Raw genomic sequence first — 13,257 nt, forward strand, 5'->3', positions numbered from 1 at the left:
GTTAGGCTTCTTCAGCTCTCGCAAGTAATGCGCATCTTTATCCTTCTGTTACTGATGCTCTCAATTCGCTTATTAATGTCAATTAGCTATCCAGCTGACGCGGCACCTTATAAGAGCCATACCGTTTTTTAGCCAAAAAATTTTCGAGCCGCATCGTTAAACAATGTACGTCCTTGTACATTGTTTAACTACGAGATTTGCTAATCGCAAATCTCGATTCTGTTTAATACTCCCGCCCTCCTTGGCGGATATGCACACGCTATACAGCAAAACACGTGCACCACAAAACACATTTTGCCTATTCGGTTTCACCGCTTTACCGCCACGGACGGCGGTGGTTCCAGCATTACGATGTTTTGCCGTGAGGCAAAACTCGAAACTCAAAATCGGACACGGATGTCCGATTTTGAGTACCTCTCCGGCAAAATGTGTGAACTTAGGGCAGACAAGCCAGCCGCAAGCCAAGAACGCTGGCCCCGTAGCCAGGACTGATGCGGTCCCGCCTGCCTACAGGGCAGAAGCGCGCGTAGTAGAGCCAACTGCCGCCACGAAGGACGCGGTCAGCACCCGACGCGGCACCTTGAGGGTCGATAACCTCTCCTGCTCCTATGCTGCCATACCAGTCAAAACACCATTCCATAACATTTCCCGACATATCATATAAGCCAAGAGCATTCGGATCTTTACTTTTTACCGCAGCCGTCTTAGTTGTAGCAGGGGTTTTATCGTCCCAACCGGTTCCGTTCCACCATTTACCATACACGGCAACTCTTGTAAGTTCATCTCGTAAAGTTTCCCAAGTTTCTCCTGCGGGTAAAGCAAGACCTGAAAAGCCTATGGGCTTTTTCGCTCCGCTTGCACTGTTCAATTTGGTCAGCCATACATCGCCGTATTGTGCCGCATTTTCAGTATTGCTTCCCTGCCAACGGGCCGCATATTCCCACTCAGCTTCAGTCGGAAGTCTAAAGCCTTTTTTACTCATATCGGCATAGGCGGCATCACAATCAGCTGTTGCCGTCGCATCTTTTAATACAACCGTATGATTGTCCTTTTTGCGGTAGACGCATTCGCCTATTCCTTTTTCCTTTTCCGTATACGCATTACACCACACAATACAGTCCCGCCAACTTACTTCAGTTACAGGTTGCTCTTCGTCATTTCCGGTTCCATTACTGCCTTTTTGCCCTGCATTGGCAAACTTGTATCCGTTTTCAGCTTTTACCGCCCAATCGTAAACATCTTTCCACAGTTTATAGGTTACCTCTGTCTTGCCGAGCTTGTAGGGGCTTAATTTTACCTTACGCCCTGCACGGAATACGCCTTTCCACCAAGCTTCACTTCCGGGTAAAGCGTAGTCAGGGGCAACGCCTACAATGCCGTTTGCAGGAGGGGTTATTTTTATAAAGCCGTCGCCTGTATCTTCAAAAGAACCTACATCGGGCTCAAAGCTCACCTTAACCTCGGCCGCCTTGGTAACAGGAAATGAATAGGAATTGTTGGTGCCGTTTACGGCGTTACCGTCAAGCGTCCAGCCCTTTACCCTGTAGCCGTCGTCAGCTTTAGCCGTGAAAGTTACAGTCTTGCCTTCCTCAACAGTTATTGGGCTTGCCTCTGTTTCGGGGACGCCGTCTGCATTTGCTTTAAGCGTGCCGTTTGGCGTAGTGCTGTCCACGCTGAAAGTGATAGCATGCTTAGGCTTTGGTGCAGGCGTAGGCGTGGGCGTATTAGGTGTCGGACAGCCGGTCAAAAGCAATCCCAGTGCCAAAAGTGCGGTTATGATGAGCACCGCGGCTCCTCTAAAGGCGTGTGCCTTTTTGCTGTGTGTTCTAAACTTTGTCATATATGCCTCCTGTCAAAGTCTTTTCAATTTTTAATTTGTAATGTGTAATTTGTAATTATCAATTACCAATTACCTCTCTGGCAAAATGTGTGAACTTAGGGCAGACAAGCCAGGCGCAAGCCAAGATCGTCGCTCCTGGTGTCAGGACTGTAGTAGAGCCGCCAGCCTACAGTGCAGCTGCTCGCGAAGCTGCCCCAGTCGCCGCCGCGTATAACACGGTCAGTACCCGACGCACCACCTTGAGGATCGGTAACTGTGTTAGCCTCTATATCGCCGTACCAATCAAAACACCATTCCCAGACATTCCCGCTCATATCGTGTAAACCGAGTGCATTCGCTCTCCTTTTTCCTACAGGATGAGTTTTGCTTCCTGAATTACCACTATACCACGCAACCGCTCCTGTTTCCACAGTATCATTCCAGTCGGCTTTTGCTCCGCTTGCACTGTTTAATTTGGTCAGCCATACATCGCCGTATTGTGCCGCATTTGTTTTATCGCTTCCCTGCCAGCGGGCCGCATATTCCCACTCAGCTTCAGTCGGAAGGCGGTAGCCTTTTTTACTCATATCGGCATAAGCGGCATCGCAAGCAGCTGTATCAGTCGCATTTTTTAATACGGTAGAATCGCTATCGCTTTTGCGGTAGACGCATTCTCCCTCGCCCATCGTCTTTTCCGTATACGCATTACACCACACTATGCAGTCCCGCCAACTTATAGTCGTTACAGGCTCTTTTTTTCCTTCATCTGTGGGAGCTGCTCCTACGCCTCCATTACTGCCTTCTTTTCCCTTATTAGCAAAGGTGTAGCCTTTACCTTCTGCCCATGTCAGTACCTCGTGCCATACCTCGTACGTTACCTCTGTCTTGCCGAGCTTGTAGGGGCTTAATTTTACCTTACGCCCTGCACGGAATACACCTTTCCAATAAGCCCCAGTTCCGGGTAAGGTGTAGTCAGGGTCAACGCCTAGAATGCCTGTTGTCGGAGGTATTATTTTTACAAAGCCGTCGCCTGTATCTTCAAAAGAACCTACATCGGGCTCAAAGCTCACCGTTACATGTACCGCTTTTGTTACGGTAAGGGTATACGTATTTGATGTGTTGCCTGTAACAATATCATTGCCTACCTTCCACTCTTTTACCTTGTAGCCCGAACTCGGCGTTGCGGTAAAGGTTACGGTTTTGCCGTGCTTAACCTTGTCCCCCGTATTGATTTCGTTGCCGTCAACTGTTGCTTTCAGCGTACCGTTTGAGCCGTCTACGCCGAAGGTTAAGCTTATCGTATTGCGCTCGTAAAAGAGTTCTACAACCGTAGAGCCGTCGCCGTTTATCGTGCTGCTTGTCTGTAGGGAGCCGTTTATTTTAGTAAGCTCCGATTTATAGGTAAAGCCTTCGTAGGCTCCGCCGGTTTTCGGCGTGTATACTGCGTTTGTTCCGACCGCACCGCTTTTATCTTCGGTTTCCGTCGGTTCTGTAGGATAGCCGCCTTCCTCTTTTTCCTTATAGTGTTTTACTTTATATGAGGCTTCGCCTGGAGGTATGAGTTGGAACTTTACCTTAACGGTTACCGCCTTTGTTACGGTGCAGATATAGGTGTTTGATGTGTTGCCTGTAACAACTGCTCCGTCTGCTTTCCACTCTTTTACCTTGTAGCCCGAATTCGGCGTTGCGGTAAAGGTTACGGTTTTGCCGTGCTTAACCTTGTCCCCTGAATGGATTTCGTTGCCGTCAACTGTTGCTTTCAGCGTACCGTTTGAGCCGTCTATGCCGAAGGTTATGGTATACTTGGGCTCAGACTTTTTCGATTCCGTCTTGTGCTTACAACCTGCAAAAAGCATTACCAGCGTTAAAATTGCGGCTGTGATGAGCGCCGCCGCTCCTCTTTTGTGTAAGTGTGTCATATAAGACCTCCTTGAATAAAATGTTCCCTTAGGGAAGGGAAGACACTTTTGCGTGTAAACACGCAATACCATTTGTATCGAGTGTTTACACCCTTGTGCAGAATTTTTTACGGGTCGGAACCCCAGCCGTGCCCACTGAATGTTTATCACCCTATAAAATCCTTTATCAGTACCGTGTTTTATCTCGGTACGTTAGGCTTACCTTATGCAGTAAGTTCGGCTTACCCTATGTAGTAACTCAGACTTACCCTATGTAGTAACTCAGACTTACCCTATGCAGTAAGCCGGAGTTACCTTATGCGGTAAGTCCGCCGCGCCTTATGCGTTAAGGGTAAGCGGTTTGGCAAATCTGCCTACTTTCAGCGTTTTAAGCTGCTTTGTTGCATTGGCATACTTTGTTCTCACCTCGATATAATACGTTCCTGCCGCCAAGTCGGCGGGGATTATTGCCATAACTCGTGCGGGTTTGTTTTCGGCAATGACGGAGGCACGTACCGGATTTCCCGTTTCGGGTACAAAGAAAATGCCTTGGGCTGCATCTTTTGCATCGAATTTAAGGCGGCTTCCGGTAAGCTGTACGACGCCGCCTTTGGTGAGTACTTCGTTCACCTTGCCAGATACGATATCGGCAACTTCGGTTATGTACGGGTCGGTGCTTACTCCCTCGGTCTTTTCACACTTAACCTTGGTAACCGCGTCGCGAAGCAGGGTGCCGGCGGTTATGTTCAAATTGACCGTATGCCGCTTTTTATCGAAGCTGTCATTTGCTCCGTCAAATACGCCCGATATGCTCATCGAGGTGTTCATAAGCGGTGTATTAACAGCGGAACCGTCTTTGATAAGGCTCGAGCAGACTTCTCCGTAGACTTGCAGCGTTGCCGCCACATCCGCCCTCGTAAGCGTGGTACCTTTTTCCATCATCAAATCGATAATCTCGTCAAGAGTGTACGAGCGCACATCCGCCGCCTGCGCCATGTAGTCGTCCGGCGCAGGGGTGAGTAAGTTTTCTCGTAAAGAGTATTTAAGCATTTCTTTGCCTCCTTATATTTTTTAATTTAACCGCGGAGCACGCCAAGGACGCAAGGTGTTTTAAGAAGGCTTTGTAAGGCATTCTTTTATAATCCTTTGCGGATTTTGTGCCCTTTGCGGTTTTATTAAACGGTGTAATATAAAAAAAGCGCACCAAAGGAATGATTCTGTTCGGTACGCTTGTTGTCTGAGAGTTTGATGTGTATTTGGCTGTGAATTTATTATTCGGGCATGACGAGCCCTCAGCTGTGAAGCTGTGAAGCTGTGAAGCTGTGAAGCTGTGAAGCTGTGAAGCTGTGAAGCTGTGAAGCTGTGAAGCTGTGAAGCTGTGAAGCTGTGAATTTTGCCCGATAGGCTGCTTTATGTCAAGAGCTTTTTCAAAACTTTTTGTAATTTTTTTGTGAGAATGTTTGTAACTGCTGTCGGGGCCTTTGTCTATCATTACGGTACAGTATAGCATGTTTATTCTAAGATTTCAACCTTTAGGGAAAGGTTTTAAGATTAAAGGGCTCCTATAAAAACCTGTTTTTTAGTAGCCATAACCATTTTTGTCCAAAAAACAAAGAGGGCATGAAGCACAATTTTGACAGTAAGACAGAAATACCGGTTTTCCCGGCCTACTTACAAACAAAGAACTGCCGTCAGTTCTTGGATTCTTCCCACAATTTTCTATATAAACCTTCTTCTTTTATCAGTTCCCCATGTGTGCCGCACTGAACAATGTGCCCGTTTTCAAGGACCAGAATTTGGCCGGCATTGCGGAGACTTGTCAGATTGTGGGCAATCATGATGACGGTTTTATCTTTGAGCAATTCCTGTAAGGCGGCTTGTATTTTGGCTTCGTTTTCTGCATCGACATTGGCGGTAACCTCGTCCAAGAGCACAATCGGGGCGTTTTTAAGAAAAGCACGGGCAATCGAAATGCGCTGTTTTTCTCCGCCCGAAAGCCGCAAGCCCGCCTCTCCGATAACCGTATCATAGCCTTTTTCAGTTTGCATAATAAAATCGGTGCAGCCTGCACGCTCAGCCGCCTGATACACTTCCTCCAAAGAAGCGTCTTCCCGGCCAAGTTTGATATTATTCAATATCGTGTCGTTAAACAAAAACACATCCTGAAACACAAAGCTGATATTGTGCAAAAGGTTTTCGTAATTGAGTTCTTTAATATCGGTGCCGCCGATACTGATGCGCCCCTTTTTTATATCCCAAAAACGGGCGAGCAGATTCACAATAGTCGTCTTGCCGCTTCCCGAAAGACCTGCAAGAGCGGCTACCGTTTTTTCGGGAACTGAAAAGCTGATATTGTGCAGCACCTCTTTTTCGGCGTAGGCAAAAGAAACCTCTTCAAATTGAATATCGAAGGCGTGCGGACTTTGAGGATCGAGCAACAGGTTCCCTGAAAGGTTTTGCATTTCCGGAACCGCTTTGATGGCATTCATACGGTCGATTGACTGCTGAGTCATTTTAGAAAAGATACTGAAAATCCCCATCGCTTCAATACCGCTGAATAAACTGAAAGAGGCGGTCATCAGCAAAAAGATTTGTGCAAAAGAAAGTGTTCCCCGTAAAAAAAGCAGGGCGGAAGAAAAAACTATTCCCGCCGTAACAAGCCGTAAGCAAAACTGAAAAAGAGAGACGACAGGAATATGAGCGAGTTCCGCGCGGACGGAAAAATCCCGTAAATTCTTTACCGCTTCAGCCGTTTTTGAAAACCGCTTTTCCGCCATGTTGTATATTTTAAGCACATGGATCCCGTTGATAAATTCAACAATATCGGCGGTAACTTTTCCGATAAAGTCCTGCCGGTTTATTTTTAACTTGTCTTGCAATGTAGATAATTTTCTGTACATGTACCATACCGGAATAAACAAAAAAGCGGTGAGCAAAAAGATGCGGTAATCGAAGACAAGCAAGACAGTAAGTCCGATAGCAAAAACAGGAATACCCACGGCGATTTTTTCGATAACGCCCATGCCTTCAATTTCCAAAAACGCCGCATCGGAAGTAATGGTCGAAACCAAGTCGCCCGTGTTTTTTTCATTGAGAAAGCCGAGCGATACCTTGCGTAATCGTGTCCCTAAGTTTTTGCGCTCGCGGCACATTGCCTTATAACCTGCCCCGCCGCGGAAATAGAGCGTAAAGTAACGCAGTACAATTCTGATAAAAACCGCTGCCGCCATAATGCCGATGTACCGGTACATAGTACGGACATCAAGCGTTCCCGAAGCGGCGGGATTAAAAAGCGGTACGGCGTTTACAATTTTAAAGGCGATGATAAAAGGTATCATTATAAAAAAGCCGTCGATAAAACTTAATACAACGGAAAAAACAATTTCCTTTTTTTGATTTTGCATAAGGGCCAAAAAAGCCAGCATCGTTTTTAGCATAAATTTCCTCCCTGTCCTTGATAAAGCTTCTTATACACTGCCGATTTTTTTAACAGTTCCGTATGTGTACCTTGAGCCTCTACCCGTCCCTTTTCCATAACGATGATTGAATCGCTTTCTTTGACGGTGGAAAGGTTGTGGTCTATCGTGATGACGGTTTTATTTTTACACAGTTCCTGTAATGAAAGCTGAAGCTGCCGGCGGTTTTCCGCATCGGTGTGAGTAGTCGCTTCATCTAAGATAAGCACCGGTGCATTCCGCAAAATCGCACGGGCAATGATAATGCGCTGCCGCTGCCCGCCGGACAGTTTTGTTCCTTCATTGCCCGCATAAGTGTTCCAGCCCTTTTCAAGCCGTTCGATAAAATCCGAGCACTGTGCAAGACGGGCAGCTTCTTTTACCTCTTCATCGGAGGCGGCGGGCTTACCCATGCGGATATTTTCCAAAATACTCATATTGAATAAAAAAGTATCCTGTGTAACATAGTTGACATGTTCCATTAATTGAGCAAGAGACATATCTTTGTAATTGATTCCGCCGATTGTAATGGAACCCTTTGAAACATCCCAAAAGCGGGCAATCAAATTGGCTATTGTTGACTTACCCGAACCTGAGTGCCCGACAATCGCCGTCTTTTTCCCCTCTTTAAAAGTGAGCGATACATCGTGAAGCACATTCCCCTCAGGAGCATTGTTCTCATTGCCTGTTTTATCTGCAGCCGTAATTTCATTGTATGAAAAGCACACATTATGAAACACAATTTCGTTATTCGGAATATGCAGAGCAGCTGCGGCGGCAGTTTCTTCCAATTCGGGAGCGGACAGCACTTCTTCAATCAGCTTTTTACTGTTTCTTATGTGATAAAAGTTGTCCATAAATTCGGTGAACTTTAAAAGCGAAACGCCCAAGCCCTCTGCAATGATGACGGCAAAAAGACAGAGCGGCGCTTCAATCAAACCGGAAGTAAAAAGCAGTCCGCCGACTGAAAGCACGCTCACCGTAATCGACGACAAAAGTACAAAGGCAGGAGCGCTTACAAAATACATTTTATTGTAGAGCTTTAAGGTTGACCTTTCGTAATTGTCTATGGAATCTTCAAACTGAGAATAGGCCTTTGCTTCGGTGCCGAATATTTTAATTTCCTTATTCCCGCGGATATATTCGATAACCCTGCCGTTCATGTTTTCGAGGGCGGCATAATAGGTGTTTGCAAAATCGTTCATAATGCCGATATACATCGGAAGATAAAAAACCAAGGTTGCTGCAGCAGGTACCAAAACGGCAAGAGCAAGCCGCCAATCCGCTGCAAAAAGTATCGCGGTAATGCTTAAAGGAATGAGGATATTTGAGGTGGTTTCAGGCAGTGCGTGTGCAAGCGGAAATTCAAGCCGTTCAATACTGTCGATGAGCATTCCGTGAAAATAGCCGGCGCCCTTGTTCCGCGTAAAACCCAGCGGCATCTTTATCATCTTTTCGGTAAGGGCAAGCCTTATTTTTTCCAAAACGGAAAAGGCTGTCTTGTGCGAAATCGCCGTCGATATGCTGTGCAGCACCAGTTGAAAAGCAAAGGCTGCAATAATAACGCCTACATAAGCCGACACTTCTGCAAGGGAAGTTCCGCCTTTTGCCAAACGCATAAGAAGACGGTGCACCGTGATATACGGCACCATCCCGCAGCCGACACCCAGCACCGCAAGACTTACGGACACCGTATACGCAGGCGTATACGCACGAATAAAATCTTTAAATCTCATGGTTTGTTTATATATCTTTTTGAAGAAGCTGTCTGCAAAACCGGTAAAAGTTTGTCTGTTAACGATATGTTTTGTCTGGGAATGAAGGCGGGGAAACAACCACGGAAATCAATGCGGTTAAATTAAAAAAACAGCTCTTACAAAATTGAGGAAGTTGTGGTATAATACAAACCAGGAGGAGGTGCCGATGAAAAAAAGCTTTGACGAACTGACCATTGCAGACGATTTTATGTTTTGCAAGGTAATGCAGGACGAAGGTATTTGTAAAGAGTTTCTCGAAATGGTCTTGGCAGATAAAATCGGGAAAATTACCTATCTGTCGTCCCAAGATGCCGTCTTTACCGGCTCGGAATCCAAATCAGTACGCCTCGATCTGCTTGTAAAGGACGAAGCTGGCAAATCTTACGACATCGAAATGCAAGTGGCGAACGAACATAATATCCCCAAGCGTATGCGTTATTATCAGGCAGCAATCGACATCGCATTCTTAGACAAGGGTACTCACTACAAAGCCTTGAACGAAAGCTATATTATTTTCGTTTGTCTTTTCGACGCTATCGGGAAAGGCAAACCGCTCTACACATTTGAAAATATGTGCCTTGAAGACCGGCAAACACCCTTACGAGACGGAACAAAAAAGGTTATAATCAATGCGGAAGCATTCGGCAAAGCCGAAGATGCGGAACTCAAAGGCTTTTTGGAATACCTCAAGACAGGTACAATCAACACGGAATATACAGGGAGGATAGAAACAATGATACAGGCAGTAAAACACAACGAACAGGCACGCAAGGAATACCGCTTTATTTCGGGCTTTGAAATGGACGCACGGGAAGAAGGCATACAACAAGGTAAATCGCTCGGTATTGCTGAAGGTTCCCGTCAAAAAGCTCTTGAAACGGCAAAGATATTAAAACAGCTCGGTGATTCCGTAAAAAAGATAATGCAAGCGACCGGCCTAACTCAAGAAGAAGTGGAATCGATTAGCTAATTTATAATTCGGTTTATTCCCGGCTTCCGTGTCGGGGATAAACCTCGAGTTTTGCAAACCCTGGCACGATTGAAACCACCGCATATCCTGTGCGGGAATTAAACTACCCTGACCGCCACAAGCCTGACAAAGCTCCGGCTTCGGGGGCGGTTTTTTTGTGTGCGGGTGTTTCTTACAAACTTTTGCTCATAACCGGCTTTACAAAACCTGCCTCGACTATCTCGTAATCATCTACGGTTTTACCGCTCCTTAAAATGCCGTTTTAAGATGAGCTTGCCGATATAGATACCTGCAATACCGAAAACGATAGCGGATACTATGCCGATGACGGCGAAGGTTCCGGTAAAATATTTCACATATTCAAGTATCTCTTCTCGGCTCATTCCCATTTCCTGCCACTTTGCTAATTCCCGTTCCAAAAAGGAAAGGAAAGGGAACACGCCTCCGGTAAAATATGCAGCCTGCGTTAGTCCGTGACCGATACCGACCGAAAGCGTTTTGAACCTTGTTTTTGTAATAATCACATCGGCTATCAAACCTGCAATGACAACAAAAATCAGACAATTAATACTTCCCATTCCGGTCAGCGTAAAAAGCGCAACGCCTAAACCTGCAAGCAGCGTCAATACGCCGAATCTCCGAACAGTCTTTACAACAAAAAGCACGATAGGCCCCATCAAAAGTCCCGTCATACCGGGCGCGAACACATGCATAACGGGGATAGTAACGGCTGTCAGCATTCCGACCCCATAAATAACGGCTGCATAAATTGCGGCCATTAAACCGATTAAAACAAAATAACTGATTTTCCAGTGATTGGTTTTTGTTTCCATACCTTTATAACCTCTCTTTAAAAATATATTCCAACTGCATCGTGCCGTTCAATTGAAAATCTTCAGTTATTTGCCCATCTTCCAAAAGAACCGCTCTATTGCAGGTGTTTAAAATGAATTCATAATCATGCGTGATAATAACGGAGGCGTTTGTCTTGCCCGTTATCGAATCTATTAACGCACAGACATTTTGCATACTGCCGTAATCCAAACCGCTTGTCGGTTCGTCAAAAATAGTGAGCCGCTTATTTTGTAAAAATGATGCGGCGACTACCAAGCGCTGTTTTTGTCCCATCGACAGCGTTGTCGGATGCTGTTCTTGCAGCGTCGAAAGATCAAGCGCTGTAAGAACGCTTTGTATCCGGTTTTCCCGATCGGGCATCGCTTCGTTGCCGAGCAGTAAATCGTCATATACGCTGCACCCGAAAAGCTGAAAGTCTACATTTTGCATCACATATCCGGCGGTCTTACTGCGTACCCTAGCAGGGAACGCTCTTCCGTCCAACAAAACGGTACCGCTCTGTTCCTTTTTTAATCCGCACAGGATTTTCCCCAGCGTTGTTTTTCCGCATCCGTTTTTACCGATTAAAGCAATCTTGTCTCCGGGATATATCGAAAGATGTATTCCTTTTAAAACCTCAGCATTTTTCCGATATCCAAAATGAATATCGTGCAGTACAACCAAGGCTTCGTCTTCATGCTGACGCCGCGGAGCGGGCAGCGTATTGCGGTGATTTTGAAATAAATGCAAGCCTCGAAGTCCTTGTTTGTGGAACTCATCATTACAGATAGTGCGTAACGAATCTTTTTCATATTCCCGTACTATGGTTCCATTTTCCATTACAATGAGCCGGTCGCAGAGTTCCGCCAAATAATGCAGCCGGTGCTCGATAATGAGTATCGTGTAACCTTTTGATTTTAGCTGTGCAAGTATTTGTGTAAGCAATTCGACGGATTGATAATCGAGATTGGAAGACGGCTCGTCCATCAGTACAACGCGCGTGTCCAACATTAAAACCGAAGCGATTGCAATCTTTTGTTTTTCACCTCCGGAGAGTTCCGAAAGCTTTCTGTTCAAAAGCGGTTCCAGCGATAGCAGTTTTGTAACACGGTGCAGCCGCTCTTGTATTTCTTCTTTTTCTATACCGTAATTTTCGCATGGGTACACAAGATCGGAAAGTACATCGGTGGTAAAAAACTGACTTTCGGGATTTTGAAAAACGGATGCCGCAATGTTCGATATATCACATATACGCATCGACGAAAGAACTTTGCCGTTTAATGTAAGCGTTCCGTTTATTTCTCCTTCATAAAAACGGGGACACAGCCCGTTCATACAACGAAACAGGGTCGTTTTTCCGCAGCCGCTTTTTCCGGTAATAACAACCAGTTCTCCTTTTTTGATAGACAAGGATAAGTTCTGAATTACCTGCACCGCCGCACCGTTATACTGATAGCTTACATCGTTCAGATTGATCATACGCGAGGCTCTCATTCAAAATAATTTTGCGTACATACTTGCCGTCAACACTGTGATTGCAGCGAGCGAAAACATGGCATCTATCGGCCGGAGTTTGACATCAAAGTACGATGTTTTTTTACCGGTGTTTTCAATGCCCTTAACCAATGCTGCACAGGAAAGTTCTTCCGCAGTCTTTAGGCTTTTAAACAACATCGGCACGATTATAAATTCCATCATCCTTATCGGATGAAGCATAGCTGAACGTTTTGAGGTGTACAAACCTTTCAGTTTCATCGCATCGATGATAATCAGAAAATCATCTTTTATTGCAGGAAAATAACGAAACATTACCGTTATGCTAAGGATAACGCCTCGCGGAAGCCGCATACGATCGAGCGCCATTGTAATTTCCGAAATATTTTTTTGGTTTTGAATTACCGTTCCCAACAGCATAAAGGGAATAATCCTCTGCACGATAAAAGCGACTATTCCGATAACGGAAAAAACCGCAGAGTGAAACACTGGCAGCTTCAAATGAAAAATTAGTTGGTAATAGGAAAAAAGCACTGCAAACAAAATAGCGTAGCACAATAAGACACCGTATAATAGACCTGTTCGATAACTTGCATTATCGAACAGGTCGACGAGTTCTAAATCGTGCAAATAGCACGATTTAGAACATCGCATTTTAAGGCAGCCTGTTCTGAAACTGAAGTTTCCGAACAGGTTTAATTCTGTTATGACCGGCACCGCCGCCGCAACGATAAAAGAGCTGAGCGTTACCTCCGCCTTTCCGGAAATCAGCATAAAAACCATAATCACTATGTCTAAAAAAAGAAGCGTTCTAACATCAACAGCGGTTTTAATCTCTTGCATATAGTAAAACTTTCCCCTATTTGTGTGAAGATTTTACAACAGCAATAGATTTTTGTCTTAAAAACAGCTAAAAGATTGGCTAAGATTGACGGCTTTTGGCTTGAATTTTCATCTTTTCTCATACAAAAGTTTCTGCTTATAAAAACAGTTCCGCCTTGCCGAAAAAAAATGTTGTGATTATACAGCG

At 45.3% G+C, this 13,257-nt stretch carries 10 protein-coding genes and 1 pseudogene; 1 reads left to right on the forward strand and 10 read right to left on the reverse strand.

Annotation, left to right across the window (positions count from 1 at the left end):
• Positions 1 to 436 precede the first annotated feature (436 nt).
• The 7 genes and pseudogenes from E4N78_RS09795 to E4N78_RS09825 all read right to left on the reverse strand — a co-directional run bounded on the left by E4N78_RS09795 (position 437) and on the right by E4N78_RS09825 (position 8,908).
• Positions 437 to 1,840: an SUMF1/EgtB/PvdO family nonheme iron enzyme gene (locus E4N78_RS09795; protein WP_255810371.1), complete on the reverse strand. Its 1,404-nt coding sequence runs from the start codon at positions 1,838 to 1,840 to the stop codon at positions 437 to 439.
• A gap of 95 nt (positions 1,841 to 1,935) precedes the next feature.
• On the reverse strand, positions 1,936 to 3,117 hold the full coding sequence (locus E4N78_RS09800; protein WP_370645040.1) for an SUMF1/EgtB/PvdO family nonheme iron enzyme: 1,182 nt from the start codon (positions 3,115 to 3,117) through the stop codon (positions 1,936 to 1,938).
• A gap of 270 nt (positions 3,118 to 3,387) precedes the next feature.
• Positions 3,388 to 3,810 (reverse strand): annotated as a pseudogene (locus E4N78_RS09805) (InlB B-repeat-containing protein); the annotation flags it as partial.
• Positions 3,811 to 4,056: 246 nt separating this feature from the next.
• Entirely contained in the window at positions 4,057 to 4,767 is a 711-nt protein-coding gene (locus tag E4N78_RS09810) for a DNA-binding domain-containing protein (RefSeq protein ID WP_255810372.1), read from the reverse strand.
• On the reverse strand, positions 4,760 to 5,209 hold the full coding sequence (locus E4N78_RS09815; protein ID WP_255810373.1) for a hypothetical protein: 450 nt from the start codon (positions 5,207 to 5,209) through the stop codon (positions 4,760 to 4,762). The genes E4N78_RS09810 and E4N78_RS09815 overlap by 8 nt, the downstream gene beginning before the upstream one ends.
• A 199-nt stretch (positions 5,210 to 5,408) precedes the next feature.
• A complete protein-coding gene (locus E4N78_RS09820; RefSeq protein WP_255810374.1) occupies positions 5,409 to 7,154 on the reverse strand; it encodes an ABC transporter ATP-binding protein in 1,746 nt (581 codons plus the stop codon).
• Entirely contained in the window at positions 7,148 to 8,908 is a 1,761-nt protein-coding gene (locus E4N78_RS09825) for an ABC transporter ATP-binding protein (protein WP_255810375.1), read from the reverse strand. The genes E4N78_RS09820 and E4N78_RS09825 overlap by 7 nt, the downstream gene beginning before the upstream one ends.
• Positions 8,909 to 9,095: 187 nt before the next feature.
• Here E4N78_RS09825 and E4N78_RS09830 point away from each other — a divergent pair, with 187 nt between their 5' ends.
• The gene (locus E4N78_RS09830) at positions 9,096 to 9,899 is read left to right on the forward strand and encodes an Rpn family recombination-promoting nuclease/putative transposase (protein ID WP_255810376.1); all 804 of its coding nucleotides are present in this window, start codon (positions 9,096 to 9,098) and stop codon (positions 9,897 to 9,899) included.
• A 239-nt stretch (positions 9,900 to 10,138) separates the two neighbouring features.
• On the opposite strand, the gene E4N78_RS09835 is transcribed toward E4N78_RS09830, so the two are convergent.
• Genes E4N78_RS09835 through E4N78_RS09845 form a run of 3 tightly spaced genes read right to left on the reverse strand, consistent with a single transcriptional unit; the run spans position 10,139 to position 13,070 of the window.
• Complete coding sequence (locus E4N78_RS09835; RefSeq protein ID WP_255810377.1) at positions 10,139 to 10,732, reverse strand: MptD family putative ECF transporter S component; 594 nt, start codon at positions 10,730 to 10,732, stop codon at positions 10,139 to 10,141.
• A 4-nt stretch (positions 10,733 to 10,736) separates the two neighbouring features.
• On the reverse strand, positions 10,737 to 12,212 hold the full coding sequence (locus E4N78_RS09840; RefSeq protein ID WP_255810378.1) for an ABC transporter ATP-binding protein: 1,476 nt from the start codon (positions 12,210 to 12,212) through the stop codon (positions 10,737 to 10,739).
• Between the two features lie 15 nt (positions 12,213 to 12,227).
• Positions 12,228 to 13,070, reverse strand: coding sequence for an energy-coupling factor transporter transmembrane component T (locus E4N78_RS09845; RefSeq protein ID WP_255810379.1), 843 nt, complete (start codon positions 13,068 to 13,070; stop codon positions 12,228 to 12,230).
• Between the last annotated feature and the right edge of the window lie 187 nt (positions 13,071 to 13,257).

This window comes from Treponema denticola (assembly GCF_024400535.1).
GTDB lineage: Bacteria > Spirochaetota > Spirochaetia > Treponematales > Treponemataceae > Treponema_B > Treponema_B denticola_C.

Bases quoted from the DNA above. Each gene is read 5' to 3' on its own strand.
- E4N78_RS09830 (WP_255810376.1), top strand. From the start codon at position 9,096: ATGAAAAAAAGCTTTGACGAACTGACCATTGCAGACGATTTTATGTTT.
- E4N78_RS09815 (WP_255810373.1), bottom strand. From the start codon at position 5,209: ATGATAGACAAAGGCCCCGACAGCAGTTACAAACATTCTCACAAAAAA.
- E4N78_RS09845 (WP_255810379.1), bottom strand. From the start codon at position 13,070: ATGCAAGAGATTAAAACCGCTGTTGATGTTAGAACGCTTCTTTTTTTA.
- E4N78_RS09835 (WP_255810377.1), bottom strand. From the start codon at position 10,732: ATGGAAACAAAAACCAATCACTGGAAAATCAGTTATTTTGTTTTAATC.
- E4N78_RS09810 (WP_255810372.1), bottom strand. From the start codon at position 4,767: ATGCTTAAATACTCTTTACGAGAAAACTTACTCACCCCTGCGCCGGAC.
- E4N78_RS09795 (WP_255810371.1), bottom strand. From the start codon at position 1,840: ATGACAAAGTTTAGAACACACAGCAAAAAGGCACACGCCTTTAGAGGA.
- E4N78_RS09840 (WP_255810378.1), bottom strand. From the start codon at position 12,212: ATGATCAATCTGAACGATGTAAGCTATCAGTATAACGGTGCGGCGGTG.
- E4N78_RS09820 (WP_255810374.1), bottom strand. From the start codon at position 7,154: ATGCTAAAAACGATGCTGGCTTTTTTGGCCCTTATGCAAAATCAAAAA.
- E4N78_RS09825 (WP_255810375.1), bottom strand. From the start codon at position 8,908: ATGAGATTTAAAGATTTTATTCGTGCGTATACGCCTGCGTATACGGTG.